We start from the raw sequence: 16,111 nt of genomic DNA on the forward strand, positions 1-16,111 counted from the left end.
CCCTGGCTCGCGGCCTCAGCCCCAGACGAGGCCGCGAGCCGGGTCCTCGAGCACCTTCGCGACGTCGGACAGGAAGCGGGCGCCGAGCTCGCCGTCGACGAGCCGGTGGTCGAAGGACAGCGCGAGCTGGGTCACCCAGCGCGGCTTGACCTTGCCCTTGTGCACCCACGGCTGCTGCCGGATCGCGCCGAACGCGAGGATGGCGGCCTCGCCGGGGTTGAGGATCGGCGTCCCCGTGTCGATGCCGAAGACGCCCACGTTCGTGATGGTGACCGAGCCGTCCGCCATGTTCGCGGGCGACGTCCGGCCGGCGCGCGCGGTGGACGTGAGGTCCGCGATCGCGCCCGCGAGCCCGAGCAGGTCGAGCGTGTGCGCGTCCTTGATGTTCGGCACGACCAGCCCGCGCGGCGTCGCCGCCGCGATCCCCAGGTTCACGTAGTGCTTGTAGACGATCTCCTGGGCCGCGTCGTCCCAGCTCGCGTTGATCTCCGGGTGGCGGCGGACGGCGAGCAGCACCGCCTTCGCCGCGACCAGCAGCGGCGTGACGCGCACCTCGGCGAAGTCGCGGTCCTCCTTGAGGCGGGCGACGAGCTTCATCGTCTTCGTGACGTCGATCGTCTGGAACACCGTGACGTGCGGCGCGGTGAACGCGCTTGCGACCATCGCCTCCGCCGTGCGCTTGCGCACCGACTTCACGGGGACCCGCGTCTGGCGGCCGTCCTGCGTGACGCTCCCGGACGCCAGCCACGGCTGGTCGTCGTCGGGGTAGGTGGCCAGCGCCTTCGGCGCGGCGGACTCGGCCTGCGCGACGACGTCCTCACGGGTGACGATCCCGCCCGGGCCCGTGGGCTGCACGGACGCGAGGTCGACGCCCAGGTCCTTGGCGAGCTTGCGCACCGGCGGCTTGGCGAGCACGCGCACGCGCTGGGCCGACGGCGTCGCGTCGGTCGGGGTCGCGGCCGCCGGCACGCTCGCCAGCGCCCGCTCGATGCCCGCGCCGCTGGTTGAGCCTGTCGGAACCCGGGTCTCGACAGGCTCGACCGCCGGGATGGTCGCGACAGGCTCGACCGACGGGATGGTCTCGACAGGCTCGACCGCCGGGGCGGCACGACGCCGGCGACGCCGGCCGGACGACGCGCCGTCGCCGGTGCCGTAGCCGACCAGCACCGACCCCGACCCCTCGCCGGAACCGTTCGCCGGCGCCTCACCGCCGGACGGCGCCTCGGCGCCGGTCGCGATCTCGATGATGGCGGTGCCGACGTCGACCGTCGTGCCCTCGTCGGCGAGCAGCGCCGTGACGGTGCCGGCCCACGGCGACGGCAGCTCGACCAGCGACTTGGCGCTCTCGATCTCCACGATCACCTGGTTGACGGCGACGGTGTCGCCGACGGCGACGCGCCACTCGACGATCTCGGCCTCGGTGAGGCCCTCACCGACGTCGGGCAGGGGGAAGCGCTGGGTGCTCATCGGTCTCCTCAGAAGGCGAGCGCGCGGTCGACGGCGTCGAGGATGCGGTCGACGCTCGGCAGGTACTCGTGCTCGAGCTTGGCCACGGGGTACGGCGCGTGGAACCCGCCCACGCGCAGCACCGGAGCCTCCAGCGAGTGGAAGCACTCCTCGGTGACGCGCGCGGCGACCTCCGCGCCGGAGCCGAGGAACGACGGCGCCTCGTGCACGACGACGCAGCGGCCGGTGCGGCGCACGGACTCGGCCACGGCGGTGACGTCGAGCGGCGAGATGGAGCGCAGGTCGACCACGTCGGCGCTGGTGCCCTCGGACGCGAGCGCGTCGGCGGCCTTGAGCGCCGTCGCGACGGTCGGGCCGTACGCGACGAGCGTGACGTCGTCCCCGCGGCGGGCGACGCGCGCGGTGTTGAGGACGTCGGCCGACCCGGCGGCGTCGGCCGACGGGTACGGGCTCGTCGCGACCTCGCCCTTGGTCCAGTACCGGCCCTTGGGTTCGAAGAAGAGCACCGGGTCGGGGGACGCGACCGCGGCGCGGATCATGTCGTAGGCGTCCTGCGGGGTGGCCGGAGACACCACGCGCAGCCCGGGGGTGTGCGCGAACAGCGCCTCCGGGCTCTCGGAGTGGTGCTCGACCGCGCCGATGCCGCCGCCGTAGGGGATGCGGATCACGACGGGCACCTGCAGCCGCCCGCGCGAGCGGTAGTGCATCTTCGCGAGCTGGGTGGTGATCTGGTCGTAGGCCGGGAACACGAAGCCGTCGAACTGGATCTCGCACACCGGCCGGTAGCCGCGCAGCGCCAGACCGATCGCCGTGCCGACGATGCCGGACTCGGCGAGCGGCGTGTCGACCACGCGGTCCTCGCCGAAGTCCTTCTGCAGCCCGTCCGTCACGCGGAAGACGCCGCCCAGCCGGCCGACGTCCTCGCCCATGACGAGGACCTTCTCGTCGGACTCCAGCGCCGAGCGCAGGCCGTCGGTGATGGCGCGGGCGAAGGTGAGGGTCTCGCTCATCGGGCGGCCTCCGTGCTCGACTGACCGGTCTCGTTCTCGTACGCCTCGAACCACGCGCGCTCGGCGGTGACCTGCGCGTGCTCGGTCGCGTACACGTGCTCGAACATCGTCGTGGCGGGCGGGGCGCCGAGCGCGCGCACCTCGGTGCGCAGCCGCTCACCGAGCGCGTCGGCGTCTCGGTCGATCTGGGCGGCCCAGGCGTCGTCCCAGGCGTCCTCGGCGCGCAGCAGCGCCGCCACCCGCTCGATCGGGTCACGCTGGCGCCAGTACTCCTCCTCGGCCCGCTCGCGGTAGCGCGTCGGGTCGTCGGAGGTCGTGTGCGCGCCCATGCGGTACGTGTACGCCTCGATGAACGTGGGGCCGCCGCCGGCGTGGGCGCGCTCGAGCGCCTCGGCCGTCACCGCGTAGCAGGCGAGGACGTCGTTGCCGTCGACGCGGACGCTGGGGATGCCGAAGCCCTCGCCGCGCCGGTACAGCGGCACGCGGGACTGGCGCGTCGTGGGCTCCGAGATCGCCCACTGGTTGTTCTGGCAGAAGAACACCGTGGGCGCGTTGTTGACCGCGGCGAAGACGAGCGCCTCGCTGACGTCTCCCTGGCTGGTGGCGCCGTCGCCGAAGTACGTGACGACGGCGGCGTCGCGCGAGGCGTCGCCCGTGCCGACAGCGCCGTCGCGCTGCACGCCCATCGCGTAGCCGGTCGCGTGCAGCACGTGAGAGCCGATGACGAGCGTGTACAGGTGCACGTTGGACTCGGCCGGGTCCCAGCCGCCGTGGTCCTCGCCGCGGTACAGGCGCAGCCGGTCGACGGGGTCGACGCCCCGCACGTGCAGCACGCCGTGCTCGCGGTAGGAGGGGAAGACGTAGTCCTGCGGGGCCAGCGCCCACGCCGACCCGACCTGCGCCGCCTCCTGGCCACGGCCCTGCGCGTAGAGGGCGAGCTCGCCCTGGCGCTGCAGGGCCGTGGCCTCGTCGTCGAACCTGCGCGTCAGCACCATGTCGCGGTACATCGCGCGCAGATCGCCTGGGGTGAGGTGGTCGACACGCGAGCGGTAGGTCGCGTTGTCGGGTTCGACGACACGCTCGCCGGTGGGCGAGACGAGCTGGACGAGGGGGGTGACGTCGGCAGGGGCGACATCCGTCCCGCCAGGGGCCTGGTGCGGCACACGTTCTCCTTCGCTGGCGGCCCCGGGCGGGGCTGGGCTGCTCGGGCAAGAGCAAGGTTCCGGCGGGCCACGAGACGGACCCGGAGGAACCTACGCCTTCGTAGCCTACGCCAGCGTAGGTTGCGGTCCAGGGGGTTCGCCCCCCGGAGTGGCGACGAAGATCCCCCGGGGACTTTTGGAGGAATCCTCCAACGGCCGGCCGGCTGGCCGGGTGTCGGGGCGACGCGGCCGCGACCGCGAAACGACGAAGAGCAGGGCCGCGCGTTCGCGGCCCTGCTCTTCGTGAAGCTCGTCGGCCGTCACGATGCGGTGCGCATCGTGGCGGCCGGAGCGTCAGACGGCGCGGATGTTCGTCGCCTGGGGGCCCTTGGGGCCCTGGGCGACGTCGAACTCGACCTTCTGGTTCTCGGCGAGCGACTTGAAGCCGGTCCCGGCGATCTCGCTGTAGTGCGCGAACACGTCGGCGGTGCCGTCGGAGGGGGCGATGAAGCCGAAGCCCTTCTCCTCGTTGAACCACTTCACAGTTCCGGAAGTCATGTTGTCTTCTCTCGTTGATGCGACGGAACCGCGAACACGGGTCCGGTCGTCGCGCCCTTGAGGGCACGGACGGTGGTGGGGCGCGCTCGTCGAGCGCGCGGGGTGCCAGCTCGGGACGGGGCGTGCAGCCTCGTCGCGGCGGCCAGGGTGGCGGCCACGCCGATCGGCCGCGTGTAGCGGTCGTGGACGTGGAAGCCGTCGGGAAGTCGGGTGACCATGCCGCCGTACTCGCCGTCGACCGTCGCGACCCACAGGTCGTCGTCGGCGCGGCGCCACACGGGGGCCGGTCCAGAGGTGCCCAGCGGCGCTGATGCGGCCACGGGCCTTGCAAGGATTGAAGAAGTGATGCTCTCTACTCTCGCTCCGCGCTCGCAGGGGCGGAGATCGTCGGACGACAGCCGGGGCTGTCGAGTGCGCATGGCCCTCGCTTCGTCGCTGAGAGACCGAAGAGTGCCGCGGAGACCAGGTCCCCGCTGTGCGTGCGCCCTACCAGGGTACACCGGCATCGGGCTGAACGAGAACCACCGCCCGGCCGCTGTGACCTGATGAGATGTTATGTCCTTTCCTGTTACCTGGTGACACCTAGCATTACCGCATCGAGACCTCCGGGGGTTTGACGACCTCCCCGAGAACGGCCAGAGTGTGACGCATAAAGCCGAAAACAGCCCTCGATGCCGAGGATGACCACAGGGACGTGGACATGACGAGTTCACAGACTCACACTCTGGAACACAAAAGATCACAAGAGGCAGCGCGCCGGCTCAGCGACGGCCAGTTCGCCGTCCTCCTGCTGCTGCCCGGCGTGGCGCTGCTGGCCGGCGTGGTGCTCTACCCGCTCGTCGCGGCGCTGGTCACGGCGTTCTTCGAGCAGAGCCTCGTGCTGCCCGGGCGCACGTTCGTGGGGCTGCAGAACGTCGTCGACGTGCTGCAGGGCGACTTCCTGCGGCTGCTCGGCCAGACGATGGTCTTCACGGTCGGCACCACGGTGCTGCCGTTCGTCATCGGCTTCGCCCTGGCGTTGGCGCTGAACACGCGGATCCGCGGAGCAAAGGTGCTGCGCGGCCTCATGCTCATCCCCTGGCTGGTCCCCGGCGTCGTGGTGTCGTTCCTGTGGATGTGGATCTTCAACGCCAACTACGGCGTGATGAACGCGCTCCTCCAGTCGATCGGCCTCATCGACGAGCCACAGGCCTGGCTCGCCCAGCCGGGCACCGCGATGGGCGCCGTCGTCCTCGCGAAGACGTGGCAGTCGTTCCCCTGGATGATGGTCATGCTCCTGGCCGGCCTGCAGACCGTGCCGGTCGAGCTGCACGAGGCCGCCGAGATGGACGGCGCGGGCACGGTCCGCCGCTTCTTCGCGATCACCATGCCGCACCTCAAGGGCATCGTCGGCCTGGTGGTGCTGCTGGAGTTCATCTGGAACTTCCAGCACTTCGACATCATCTACGTCCTCACCGGCGGCGGGCCCGCGGGCGCCACCCAGACCTTCGCCACCGCCGTCTACGAGACCGCCTTCCACGGCTTCGACCTCGGCAAGGCCGGGGCCCTGGGCCTGCTGTGGATGGTGCTGCTCATGGCGCTCGTCGTGGTCTACGTCCGCTTCTCGGAGAAGGGGGAGAAGCGATGAGCGCGACGACGCTGGACGCGACGCCCACGCCGTCCACCCCGCCCCCCTCCCGGCCCGTGCCGTCGGCGACGCCCGCCCCGCGCCGTCGTCGGGGAGCCCTGCGCTCCGAGCGGCCCGGCGTGCGGATCGCCGCGTGGGCGACGGTGGTCGTGTGCGGCGGATTCGGCCTCCTGCCGGTCTACTGGCTGCTCGCCACCTCCCTCACGCCGCGCGACCAGGTCTTCGCCTACCCGCCCCGGTTCTTCCCCGCGGCGCCCACGCTCGACGCGTTCGCGGCGCTCGCCTCGAACGAGCAGCTCTTCGTCTACCTGCGCAACAGCGTCATCGTCTCGGTGGTCACCGCGGTCCTGTCGGTGCTGGTCTCGGCCTACATGGGCTACTCGTTCTCCAAGTTCCGCTACCGCGGGCGCCGGTCGCTGATGTACCTCGTGCTGGCGTCGCAGATGTTCCCGCAGGCCCTGCTGCTCATCACGCTCTACTCGGTGTTCAGCGCGTACGGGCTGCTCAACACCTACACCGCGATGGTGCTGAGCTTCACCACGTTCACGCTGCCGCTGTGCGTGTGGATGCTCAAGGGGTTCTTCGACACCATCCCCGACGAGCTGGTGGAGGCCGCCCGCGTCGACGGCGCCTCCCGCCTGCGGATCATTCACTCGATCGTGCTGCCGCTCGCGGCTCCCGGTCTCATCGCCGCCGGGCTGTTCGCCTTCGTCCGCGGCTGGAACGACTTCGTCTTCGCCCTCACCCTCGCCGGACCGGAGAAGCAGACCCTCCCGCCCGGCCTGGTCAACACGTTCATCGGCGAGGCGTCGACGGCGTGGCCGGAGCTCATGGCCGCGTCGCTCGTCGTGTCCCTGCCCGTCGCGATCGCCTTCATCGCCCTGCAGAAGTACCTGGTCGGCGGCCTCACCGCCGGCGCCGTCAAGGGCTGACGGCAGCCCGCTCCACCCCGTCCCCACCCCGACAGACCCTCGATGCGGAGGATCCCCATGTCTCTCACCCTTCCCCCCGCCCTGACCGGCACCGCGATGTCGCGCCGCCGGATGCTCCAGCTGCTCGGCATCGGCGCCGGCACCGCCGCCGTCGCCGCCTGCGCGCCGTCGGCCGGGTCGCCCACCGGCGCCGCGACCGCCGCGAGCGCCGCGGCCGGCGCCAAGACGGACTTCGCGTTCTCCTCCTGGTCGTTCACGGAGGAGGCGGCGGCGCCCGCCCTCGAGGCGATCGTCGCCGCCTACCAGGACAAGGAGGGCGTCGCGATCAGCGACGTCTCCTTCCCCTACAACGAGTACATCAACCAGCTCACCCTGCAGGTGAAGGGGGGCCAGTTCGCGGGAGCCGCGCACGTCGACGTCGCCTGGCTCGGCTCGCTCGCCGCGATGGGCAAGCTGCAGGACCTGTCGGCGCTGGCCGAGGGCCGCGGCTACACCGAGGCGGCGCTCACGGCCGCGCAGTACGACGGCACGCAGTATGCGCTGCCCTGGACGATCGGCGCGATCGGCCTCGTCACGAACTCCGAGCTGCTGCAGAAGGTCGGCGTGGAGAACGACGCGTTCCCCGCCACGATCGACGAGTTCGAGACGACGCTGAAGGACCTCAAGAAGCTCGGCGGCGGGCTCATCCCCTACGCCGCGTCCACCAAGGCGGCGCAGCTCAAGGACATCCTCATCTGGATGCAGACCTTCGGCAGCCCGCTCGTCGAGGGCGACACCGTCACCATCGGCGACGACGCCTCGGTCGAGGCCGTGACCTGGTACAAGAGCCTGTACGACCAGGGTCTCATCGCCCCCGACGTCGACCGCTTCGACGCCCGGTCGCTGTTCGCGCAGGGGCGCGCGGCCATCTACGACGACGCGCCCGTGGGCCGCGGCGCCGTCACCGAGGAGTCCCCCGACAAGGACCTCGCGAGCAAGCTCAACCCGGTGCCCCGTCCCGTGCTGAAGGCCGGTGACACCCCGCGCGCCCTCGTGTGGGGTGGCGCGATCGCCGTCGTCGACGGGGAGGGCGCCGCGACCGCGGCCGACTTCGCGCAGTTCGCGACGTCGGACCTCGACACGGTGCTGGCCGACTACGAGGTCCGCGGCCTGCCGCCCGTCACCACCGAGGCGCTGGAGTCGGACGTCGTCGCGTCCGACACCTTCGGTTCCCTCTTCAGTGAGCGCATCACCGCGACCTCGACGACCAACCCGTTCTGGGCGTTCACCGCGTACTCGCAGATCGAGACCGAGATCGCCGAGCAGGTGCAGGCCGTCCTCGTCGGCAAGACCGACCCGAAGACCGCGATGCAGGCCGCGGGCGAGGCGGCCCAGGGGCTGATCGGCTGATGGCCGGCCGGACCCGCCCCCGCGGGGTCGCCCTCGCCGCCGCGGCCGCGCTCGTCGTCACGGGGGCCACGGTCGCCGCCGCCGCGCCATCGGACGCGCAGCACGGGCACCGCGGCGACACCGTGGAGCAGTTGCCGTTCCCCGTGGACACGTCCAACAACGCCGGCTGGTGGACGCCGCTCGACGTGGTCGGCGGCGTCACCTACATGGCGTTCGACTCCCCGGCCGCCGAGGCGTCCCGCCACGAGGTGCACGTCGCGGCGAAGGGTGCCGACGGCGACTGGACCGTCGGCTGCCTGCGCGCCGACGACGGGTCGTGCGCGACGTTCCTCGACGACAGCGGCCACGACCAGCCGTCGATCGTCGTGGACGGCGAGGGCACGATCCACGCCTTCGTGTCGATGCACCACGTGCCGTGGCAGTACTACCGCTCCGCGACGCCGGGCGACGTGACGTCAATCGTCGAGGCCAGCGCGGACCTGCCCGACCAGGGCGTGCCCATGACCTACCCCGTCACCGCCCGCGGCACCGACGGGGACGCGTACGTCATGGTGCGCGGCGGCCGCGACGAGGCCACAGTGCGCGACGGCCGGCTGTACCGCTACGACACCGCGACGCACGCGTGGTCGCGGGTTGCCGTGTTCGCCTCGGCCGCCGGCTACTCCGTCTACCCCGACGACCTCGAGGTGGGCACGGACGGGCGGCTGCACGTGCTGTGGGAGTGGCACCGCTGGGCGGCCGGCCCGTACCGGCACCTCGGCTCGTACGCGGTGTACGACCCGTCGGACGGCTCGTGGCAGGACGCCGCCGGGGCCGCGCTGACGGCGCCGATCACCCCGACCGCCGGCGGTGCGGTCGTGTACCAGCCGTTCCAGCCGGGCGAGACCATGCAGTCCGACGCCCCGACGCTGCAGACCGCGAAGCTCGCTCTGGACGGCGACGAGCTCGCGGGCGTCGTCTACCGGTACGCGGAGGCGAAGGCCGACGGGACGCCCGACCGCTTCGACGTCCGCTTCGCCCGCTGGGACGGGTCCGCCTGGCAGCGGGAGACCGTGGTCGACGCCGAGTCCCTCGGCGACGGCATCGACACCGTGGCCGCGCTCGACGCGACGTCGGCGCGCGGCGTGACCCGCGCCTACGCCGTCGTGCAGGGCACCGTGGACGGCCAGGTCCGCACCCAGGTGGTGCGGGCCGAGCAGCGCACGGGCCGCGGGGGATGGCGGTTCGCCGCCCTCGGCGACGTCCAGGTGGGGCAGCAGCGCATCGCGGCCCGCACCCTTGCCACGGGCCGCGGTCGCGGCACCGACGTGCTGTACGTCAGCGCGGCGCAGTCCGGGCCGACGTCGGGGACGTTGTTCCACGCCGTCGTGCCCCGCACCGGGCGGCCGATCGCCGGCAGCCCGCTCGCCGACGTCGTCGCCGGCCTTCGCGACGACGCCGCGAGCGCAGCCGGCTGACCCCCGCCGCACACCCACCACCAGCACCACCCGAGCACCAGAACGACCGAGGAGAACCATGCGCACGCAGACCGTCGAGGCGGACGTCGTCGTCGTCGGAGGAGGCCTGGCCGGAGTCAGCGCGGCCGTCGCCGCGGCGCGGCTGGGCCGCCAGGTCGTGCTGGTGAACAACCGGCCGGTGCTGGGCGGAAACTCCTCGTCGGAGGTGCGGGTGTGGGTGTGCGGCGCGACCGCGCACGGCAACCAGCGCTGGGCGCGCGAGACCGGGATCGTCGGCGAGATGTACGTCGAGAACCAGTACCGCAACCCCGAGGGGAACCCGGTGTACTGGGACGACGTCGTGCTGGACACGGTGCGCCGCGAGGAGAACCTGCGGCTCTTCCTCAACACCGACGTGCGCGAGGTCGTCGCGACCGGGCCCGACGACGCGCGCCGCATCGAGTCCGTCACGGGCTGGACGATGGGCTCGGAGATCCTCACGACGTTCACCGCGCCGGTCTTCCTCGACTGCACGGGCGACGGCCTGGTGGGCCACCTGGCGGGCGCGCGCTACCGCCTCGGCAAGGAGTCGCAGGCAGAGTTCGGCGAGGAGTGGGCGCCGCCGGAGCCGGTGCGCGAGTTCCTCGGCTCCACGCTGCTCTTCTACACGAAGGACCTCGGGCACCCCGTGAAGTACGTGGCGCCGGAGACCGCGATCGACATCACCACCACGCCCATCCCGATGAACCGCGTGATCCGTAGCGGCGACTCCGGGGCCCACTACTGGTGGATCGAGTGGGGCGGCGAGCTCGACATCGTCGACGACAACGAGCGCATCCGCGACGAGCTGCGCGGCGTCATCCTCGGCATCTGGGACCACATCAAGAACTCCGGCAGGTTCGACGCCGAGAACCTCACGCTCGAGTGGATCGGCAACGTGCCCGGCAAGCGCGAGTACCGCCGGTTCGTCGGCGACTACACGCTGCACCAGGGCGACGTCGTCGGGCAGACGTCGTTCCCGGACGGCGTCGCGTTCGGCGGCTGGTCGATCGACCTGCACCCCGCCCAGGGCATGTACGCCGAGGGTGCGGGCGCGGTCCAGCGCTTCTCGGACGGGGTCTTCGAGATCCCCTACCGCTCCCTGTACTCGGTGAACGTGGAGAACATGCTGTTCGCGGGGCGCGACGTCTCGGCCACGCACATCGCGTTCGGCGCGGCGCGCGTCATGGCGACCTGCGGAGCCATGGGCCAGGCGGCCGGCACGGCGGCGGCGCTGTGCGTGACCCACGGCACCACCCCGCGCGGCGTCTACACCGACCACCTCGACGAGCTGCGCCAGACGCTGCTGCGCTGGGACGCGCCCGCCGTCGGGATCGCCAACGCCGACCCGCACGACCTCGCTCGCTCGGCCCGCGTCACCGCCTCCAGCACCACGACGCGCCTCGCCGCGCCGGCGGCGGACGGCTCGGACGGCGACCCCTACGACTTCGACGTGGTCGACCTCGACGTCGACCTGGGCATCGTGCTGCCCGTCGACCCGCGCCTGGACACGGTCGAGCTGCTCGTCTCCGCCCGCCGCGACACGACGCTCGGCGTCGAGGTGTGGTCCACCGGCAAGCCGCAGAACGTCGTGCCCGCACACCTGGAGGCCAAGACGGACGTCGCCGTCGCCGCCGGCGACGAGCGCTGGGTCACCGCGCACGTCCCGTTCGCGCCGGACGCCCCGCAGAACGCCGTCGTCGTGCTGCGCGCCAACCCGGACGTGGCCGTGCGCACCACCCGGCCGCTGCCCCCGGGCGTGCTCACGCTCACCCACCGCGTGGACAACGACGACCAGAACGTGCAGATCAGCTCGGACGAGCTGCTCGTGCAGTGGCCGACCAAGCCGCTGCGCGGCCGGTCCGTCGTCTTCCGCGCCGGCCCCGACACCCGGGCGCTCGCCCCCGAGCGCGCCACGAGCGGCTTCCACCGCAACCACGGCGGGCCGAACCTGTGGGCGTCCTCGCCGATGGTGCCCGGCCGCGAGGAGTGGCTGCGCCTCGACTGGGACTCCCCCGTGACCGGCCGCGAGGTGCGGGTCGTGTTCGACGACGACCTCGACGTCGAGCTCAACACCCTGCACCACCACCGCACGCCCGACGAGATCATGCCGACCCTGGTCAAGGACTACCGCGTCGAGGTGCTGCCGGAGGGCACCGGCGCCTGGGTGACCGTCGCCGACGAGACCGACAACCGGTGGCGGCTGCGCGTGCACCCGCTGCCGGACGGCGTCGGCCCGCTGCGGGCGGCGCGGCTCGTCGTCGGCTCGACCAACGGCGCCGCGCAGGCCCGCGTCGTCGCCCTGCGCGTGCAGGAGTGACGATGGCGCACCCCGCACCCACGCGAGCCGGGCGGCCCTCCCGCCCCGCCCGGGCTACGCTGACCGCCGTGCACAGGAGGGAGCGCACCGGCATCGTGGCGCTCGCCGTGCCGGACCTCGAGGAGCCGTACTTCGCCGAGCTCACGGCGCTGCTGGTGCGGCGCGCGGACGAGCGCGGGCTGTCGATCCTCATCCAGCAGACCGCCGGCGACCACGACCGCGAGGTGGACGTCGCCAACGGCCTCGGGCTGCCCCCGACCGACGGGCTCATCCACATCCCGCGCGCCCTGTCCGTGGCCGACCTGACCCGCCGCACCTCCCCCGGGCCGCTCGTGCTGCTGGGCGAGCACATCCTCGTCAGCCCGTTCACGCACGTCACCATCGACAACCGGGCCGCGTCGTACGCCGCGACCGAGCACCTCGCGTCGGTCGGCTGCCGCCGGGTGGCGTTCGTCGGGCCGCGCGACGCCCGCCCGTCCGACGCCGCCGACCGCCGGTACGCCGGCTACCGGGAGGCGGTGGCCACCCTCGGGCTCGCCGACGACCCGGCTCTCGTCGCGCAGGTCGAGTCGTTCACCCCGGCCGAGGGGCAGCGCGCCGTCCGCGAGCTCCTGGAGCGCGGGGTCGAGCTCGACGGCATCGTCTGCTCCAACGACTCGGTCGCGTTCGGCGCCCTGCCCGCGCTGCACGACGCCGGCCGGCGCGTCCCGGAGGACGTCGCCGTCGTCGGCATCGACGACGTGCGCGGCGCGCGGTTCGCCACCCCGTCGCTCACGTCCGTCGCCCCCGACAAGGAGGCGCTGGTCGAACGGGCGCTGAGCGAGCTCGAGCGGCAGATCGCGACGCCGCCCGGCGCGAACCTGCCCGTGCGGCACGTCGTGGTCGACGCGCACGTCGTGCCGCGGGCCAGCACGGCCCGGTGAGGTCAGACGGGCACCACCCAGAGCTCGCCGACCTGCCCGCCGAGCACCTCGCGCGCCCGGGGGTCGAGCCCGTCGTCGGTCACCAGTCGGTCGACCTCGTGCAGGTCGACGATGGTCGTGAGCCCGACGACGCCCCACTTCGTGTGGTCGGCCAGGACGACGGCCTCCTGGCCCGCGGCCAGCAGCGCCCGGTCGGTCTCGGCCTCGAGCAGGTTCGGCGTCGTGAGGCCGGCGTGCAGGTCCACGCCGTGCACGCCCAGGAACGCCATGTCGAGGTGCAGGTGCTCCAAGGAGCGCACCGCGACCGGCCCCACGAGCGCGTCGGACGGCGTGCGCACCCCGCCGGTGAGCACGACGGACTGGGTGTACGGCTCGTCGGCGCGGTCCGGGCGGCGGAACACCTCCGCGACCGGCAGGGAGTTGGTCACCACGGTGAGGTCCGCGACCTCGCGCAGCTCCTGGGCGAGCACCCACGCCGTCGTGCCGCCCGACAGGCCCACGGCCATCCCGGGCTCCACGAGCCCGGCCACGCGGCGGGCGATGGCGCGCTTGGCCGCGACCTGCTGCTGGGTGCGGGCGGCGAACGCCCGCTCGTGGCCCGCGGCGCCGCCCTCGCGGCGCGTGGTGGCACCCCCGCGCACCTTGTCCAGCTCGCCGTCGTCGGCCAGCTGGTCGATGTCGCGGCGGACGGTCATCGCGCTGACGTCGAGCGCGGCGGCGAGATCCGCGATGCTCACGGCGCCGCGCCGCCGCACCTCCGCGACGATGCGTGACCTGCGTTCTGCGACGAGCACCAGCACCCCTTTCGACCTGCGGCACAGTGTGTCACGAGCGTCCTGACCTCCGAGGAGTTCACTTCCGATGCGACTTCCCGCCCCCTACGACACCTGGTTCCCGGGCGCCCCGATCGACGGCACGTACGGCTACGACCGCGACGCGCTGGCTGCCGTCGAGCCCGCCGAGGAGCCGGAAGGCTTCGCCGACCTGTGGCGGTCGTGGCACGCGGCGGCGCGGGGGGTGCCGGCCGACGTCGCGCTCGAGCCGCTGGACCCGCCCGCACGCCGCGGCACCCACGACGTCTCGCTCGTGACCTTCGCCGCTGACGGCGGCCTGCGCCTGCGCGCCTGGGTCGCGCTGCCGGTGGGGACGGCGCCGCGCGTCGGCATCGTGCACGGCCACGGGTACGGCGGCCGGGAGGCGCCGTCGTTCGAGCGGGTGCCGCGCGACGCGGCCGTGATCTTCCCCGTGGCCCGCGGGCTCGGGTCGCTCAACGCGGGTGTCGGGGCGCCTCAGGTGAGCGCCGAGCACGTGCTGCACGGCATCGGGGACGTCCGGACCTACGTGCTCGGGCGCTGCGCCGTGGACCTGTGGCACGCCGCGACCGCGCTGCAGGAGGTGCTGGCCGACGTCCCGGGCGCCCCGGCCGGGATCCCGCTGTACTACGTCGGCTCCAGCTTCGGCGGCGGGGTCGGCGCCCTGGCCGTGCCGTGGGACGACCGGTTCGTCGGCGCCACCCTCGAGGTGCCGAGCTTCGGCCAGTACGACGAGCGCCTCGCCGTGCCGTGCACCGGCAGCGGCGAGGCGCAGCGCCGGCACGTGGCCGCCCACCCCGAGGCCCGCCGGGTGCTGGCCCTCACCGACGCCTCCGTGGCCGCCACGCACCTGCGCGTGCCCGTGCGCGTCGAGTGCGCCCTGTGGGACGCGCACGTGCCGCCGCCCGGCCAGTTCGGCGTCGCGAACGGCGTCGCCGCGGCCGAGCGCGCGGGCACGGGGGCCGAGCTGGAGCTCGCCGTCCACTCCGCCGGGCACGCGGAGTACCCCGGCCAGGCACGCGAGCTGGCGACGTCGTTCGCCGCCACCCGCGCGCACGTCGGCCGGGCCGTGGAACGGGCCGTGGCGCGCGCGGCTGCCGCGGCGCCCTGAGTCGCCGCGGCAGCCGCGAGATCGGTGCGACGGCGGCTCAGCCCCAGTCGTCGATCTGCACGTCCCGCGGCGCCGGTGCGCCGGCGCCGGTCTCGCCCAGAGCCTTCAGGCTCAGCAGGAACGAGGCCCACTTGGTGCTGCAGTGGTGCATGAACTCCACCGGCTCGCGCCACCCCTGGTGCGTGAAGAGGACGATCGTGTAGTCGCCGACCTGGCGGAGGTCCCAGCCGATCGTCGTGCCGACCCACTCGTCGGGCCCGCCGACCACCCGCCACGCCACCCGCTCGGGCGGGCGCAGCTCGACGACCTCCATGTCGAAGCCGCCGGACGGGAAGCGGAACTCGAGGGCGCCGCCGACGACGTCGGCGCTCCCCGTCGTGTCGTCGGTCCACCAGGCCCCGAGGCCCTCGACGGTCGTCAGCGCGTCGTACACCGTCTTCGGGTCCGGGGTCCTGACCCCGACCCGGTGCAGGATGTCCACCATCGTGTGCTCCTTCGTCTCGGTCGTGCGTCAGCGCGGCGCCGTGCCGTGCCGGTCGTCCTGGATCGCCTCGGCGATCCGCTTGATGCGCTGCAGCCGGGCGTCCCACGACGTGGTGACCGACGACAGCTGGGCCACCGCGCGCGCGAGCTGGACGTCGTCCACCCAGCAGCGCCGCTCCCGGCCGGCGGGTTCCGTCCGGACCAGGCCGACCCGGTCGAGGACGCCCAGGTGCTTGGCCACCGCCTGCCGGGTGACCGGCAGCCGCTCGCTCAGCGAGGTCGCCGTCGACTCGCCCTCGGCGAGCAGGAGATCGAGGATGCGGCGGCGCGTCGGGTCGCCGATGGCCGACCAGAGGTCGTCGTCGACCGGCGCCGAGCTCACGGCCGCACCCCCAGCGTCGCGACGTACGGCGCGATCCGGGGCAGGAAGTAGTCCCAGCCGGTGACGTGCTCGGCGTAGTGCTGCTCGAGGACGGCGACCTCCCAGCCCATCTCCCGGAAGCCAGTCTCGGTCATCCGCAGCAGCGTGCCGCCGCCCGACGGCGTGAGCTCGAACGTGACGAGCAGCGAGTTCCCCTCAGCCGCGGCCACGCCGGCCGGGTGCGTCCAGCGGAACGAGAACGAGCGCGGCGGCAGCGACTCGACGACGGTGAGCTGCTCCACCCCGCCGCCGGCGTCGGGGTCGCCGAAGACGATCTCCCCCGTCGATCCCGGCACCGGGTCGTACCGGGCGTCGTCCGGCCACCACTCCTTCACGTGGTCGGGGCTGCTCACCACCTCGAAGACGATCTCCGGCGACGCGTCGACGTAGACCTCGCGCTCGATGCTTCCCAGCTCCATCGGAAACCTCCTGCAACTAGTG

General features: G+C 73.1%; 15 protein-coding genes. 7 read left to right on the forward strand and 8 right to left on the reverse strand.

Features of this window, described 5'->3' with window-relative positions; translation table 11 throughout:
• Positions 1 to 15 precede the first annotated feature (15 nt).
• The 4 genes from ABD254_RS07790 to ABD254_RS07805 form a co-directional block, all read right to left on the reverse strand.
• Positions 16 to 1,467 (reverse strand): dihydrolipoamide acetyltransferase family protein, encoded by a 1,452-nt coding sequence (locus tag ABD254_RS07790; protein ID WP_344247264.1) that lies wholly within the window; start codon positions 1,465 to 1,467, stop codon positions 16 to 18.
• A gap of 8 nt (positions 1,468 to 1,475) precedes the next feature.
• The gene (locus ABD254_RS07795) at positions 1,476 to 2,477 is read right to left on the reverse strand and encodes an alpha-ketoacid dehydrogenase subunit beta (protein ID WP_344247266.1); all 1,002 of its coding nucleotides are present in this window, start codon (positions 2,475 to 2,477) and stop codon (positions 1,476 to 1,478) included.
• Positions 2,474 to 3,640 (reverse strand): pyruvate dehydrogenase (acetyl-transferring) E1 component subunit alpha, encoded by a 1,167-nt coding sequence (gene pdhA / locus ABD254_RS07800; RefSeq protein ID WP_344247268.1) that lies wholly within the window; start codon positions 3,638 to 3,640, stop codon positions 2,474 to 2,476. The genes ABD254_RS07795 and pdhA overlap by 4 nt, the downstream gene beginning before the upstream one ends.
• A 333-nt stretch (positions 3,641 to 3,973) precedes the next feature.
• Positions 3,974 to 4,177 carry a cold-shock protein gene (locus ABD254_RS07805; protein WP_344247270.1) on the reverse strand — a complete coding sequence of 68 codons (204 nt, stop codon included), beginning with the start codon at positions 4,175 to 4,177 and terminating at the stop codon, positions 3,974 to 3,976.
• Between the two features lie 700 nt (positions 4,178 to 4,877).
• Here ABD254_RS07805 and ABD254_RS07810 point away from each other — a divergent pair.
• From ABD254_RS07810 to ABD254_RS07835, 6 genes are all read left to right on the forward strand, one after another.
• Positions 4,878 to 5,804, forward strand: coding sequence for a carbohydrate ABC transporter permease (locus ABD254_RS07810; RefSeq protein ID WP_344247271.1), 927 nt, complete (start codon positions 4,878 to 4,880; stop codon positions 5,802 to 5,804).
• Complete coding sequence (locus tag ABD254_RS07815) at positions 5,801 to 6,736, forward strand: carbohydrate ABC transporter permease (protein WP_344247273.1); 936 nt, start codon at positions 5,801 to 5,803, stop codon at positions 6,734 to 6,736. Before ABD254_RS07810 ends, ABD254_RS07815 begins: the two co-directional genes overlap by 4 nt.
• Positions 6,737 to 6,793: 57 nt before the next feature.
• Positions 6,794 to 8,125, forward strand: coding sequence for a sugar ABC transporter substrate-binding protein (locus tag ABD254_RS07820; protein ID WP_344247275.1), 1,332 nt, complete (start codon positions 6,794 to 6,796; stop codon positions 8,123 to 8,125).
• Positions 8,125 to 9,582 (forward strand): BNR-4 repeat-containing protein, encoded by a 1,458-nt coding sequence (locus ABD254_RS07825; protein WP_344247276.1) that lies wholly within the window; start codon positions 8,125 to 8,127, stop codon positions 9,580 to 9,582. The genes ABD254_RS07820 and ABD254_RS07825 overlap by 1 nt, the downstream gene beginning before the upstream one ends.
• 58 nt (positions 9,583 to 9,640) lie before the next feature.
• Positions 9,641 to 11,920: an FAD-dependent oxidoreductase gene (locus ABD254_RS07830; protein ID WP_344247278.1), complete on the forward strand. Its 2,280-nt coding sequence runs from the start codon at positions 9,641 to 9,643 to the stop codon at positions 11,918 to 11,920.
• A 68-nt stretch (positions 11,921 to 11,988) separates the two neighbouring features.
• A complete protein-coding gene (locus tag ABD254_RS07835) occupies positions 11,989 to 12,843 on the forward strand; it encodes a LacI family DNA-binding transcriptional regulator (RefSeq protein WP_344247280.1) in 855 nt (284 codons plus the stop codon).
• Between the two features lie 2 nt (positions 12,844 to 12,845).
• Here ABD254_RS07835 and ABD254_RS07840 read toward each other — a convergent pair whose 3' ends face one another.
• Positions 12,846 to 13,637 carry a DeoR/GlpR family DNA-binding transcription regulator gene (locus tag ABD254_RS07840; RefSeq protein WP_344247282.1) on the reverse strand — a complete coding sequence of 264 codons (792 nt, stop codon included), beginning with the start codon at positions 13,635 to 13,637 and terminating at the stop codon, positions 12,846 to 12,848.
• A gap of 67 nt (positions 13,638 to 13,704) precedes the next feature.
• Between ABD254_RS07840 and ABD254_RS07845 the strand changes: the two genes are divergently transcribed.
• Complete coding sequence (locus ABD254_RS07845; protein ID WP_344247284.1) at positions 13,705 to 14,766, forward strand: acetylxylan esterase; 1,062 nt, start codon at positions 13,705 to 13,707, stop codon at positions 14,764 to 14,766.
• 37 nt (positions 14,767 to 14,803) lie between these two features.
• On the opposite strand, the gene ABD254_RS07850 is transcribed toward ABD254_RS07845, so the two are convergent.
• The 3 genes from ABD254_RS07850 to ABD254_RS07860 are packed head-to-tail and all read right to left on the reverse strand — an operon-like array spanning position 14,804 to position 16,089.
• Complete coding sequence (locus ABD254_RS07850) at positions 14,804 to 15,250, reverse strand: SRPBCC family protein (protein ID WP_344247286.1); 447 nt, start codon at positions 15,248 to 15,250, stop codon at positions 14,804 to 14,806.
• Positions 15,251 to 15,277: 27 nt separating this feature from the next.
• Positions 15,278 to 15,631 carry an ArsR/SmtB family transcription factor gene (locus ABD254_RS07855; RefSeq protein ID WP_344247288.1) on the reverse strand — a complete coding sequence of 118 codons (354 nt, stop codon included), beginning with the start codon at positions 15,629 to 15,631 and terminating at the stop codon, positions 15,278 to 15,280.
• Positions 15,628 to 16,089, reverse strand: a complete 462-nt coding sequence (locus ABD254_RS07860) for an SRPBCC family protein (RefSeq protein WP_344247289.1) — start codon at positions 16,087 to 16,089, stop codon at positions 15,628 to 15,630. Before ABD254_RS07860 ends, ABD254_RS07855 begins: the two co-directional genes overlap by 4 nt.
• Between the last annotated feature and the right edge of the window lie 22 nt (positions 16,090 to 16,111).

Source organism: Isoptericola hypogeus (assembly GCF_039531145.1).
Lineage (GTDB): Bacteria > Actinomycetota > Actinomycetes > Actinomycetales > Cellulomonadaceae > Isoptericola > Isoptericola hypogeus.

Excerpts from the sequence above, each read along its gene's own strand:
- ABD254_RS07790 (WP_344247264.1), bottom strand. The coding sequence starts at position 1,467 with ATGAGCACCCAGCGCTTCCCCCTGCCCGACGTCGGTGAGGGCCTCACC.
- ABD254_RS07795 (WP_344247266.1), bottom strand. The coding sequence starts at position 2,477 with ATGAGCGAGACCCTCACCTTCGCCCGCGCCATCACCGACGGCCTGCGC.
- ABD254_RS07805 (WP_344247270.1), bottom strand. The coding sequence starts at position 4,177 with ATGACTTCCGGAACTGTGAAGTGGTTCAACGAGGAGAAGGGCTTCGGC.
- ABD254_RS07810 (WP_344247271.1), top strand. The coding sequence starts at position 4,878 with ATGACGAGTTCACAGACTCACACTCTGGAACACAAAAGATCACAAGAG.
- ABD254_RS07815 (WP_344247273.1), top strand. The coding sequence starts at position 5,801 with ATGAGCGCGACGACGCTGGACGCGACGCCCACGCCGTCCACCCCGCCC.
- ABD254_RS07820 (WP_344247275.1), top strand. The coding sequence starts at position 6,794 with ATGTCTCTCACCCTTCCCCCCGCCCTGACCGGCACCGCGATGTCGCGC.
- ABD254_RS07825 (WP_344247276.1), top strand. The coding sequence starts at position 8,125 with ATGGCCGGCCGGACCCGCCCCCGCGGGGTCGCCCTCGCCGCCGCGGCC.
- ABD254_RS07830 (WP_344247278.1), top strand. The coding sequence starts at position 9,641 with ATGCGCACGCAGACCGTCGAGGCGGACGTCGTCGTCGTCGGAGGAGGC.
- ABD254_RS07845 (WP_344247284.1), top strand. The coding sequence starts at position 13,705 with ATGCGACTTCCCGCCCCCTACGACACCTGGTTCCCGGGCGCCCCGATC.
- ABD254_RS07850 (WP_344247286.1), bottom strand. The coding sequence starts at position 15,250 with ATGGTGGACATCCTGCACCGGGTCGGGGTCAGGACCCCGGACCCGAAG.
- ABD254_RS07860 (WP_344247289.1), bottom strand. The coding sequence starts at position 16,089 with ATGGAGCTGGGAAGCATCGAGCGCGAGGTCTACGTCGACGCGTCGCCG.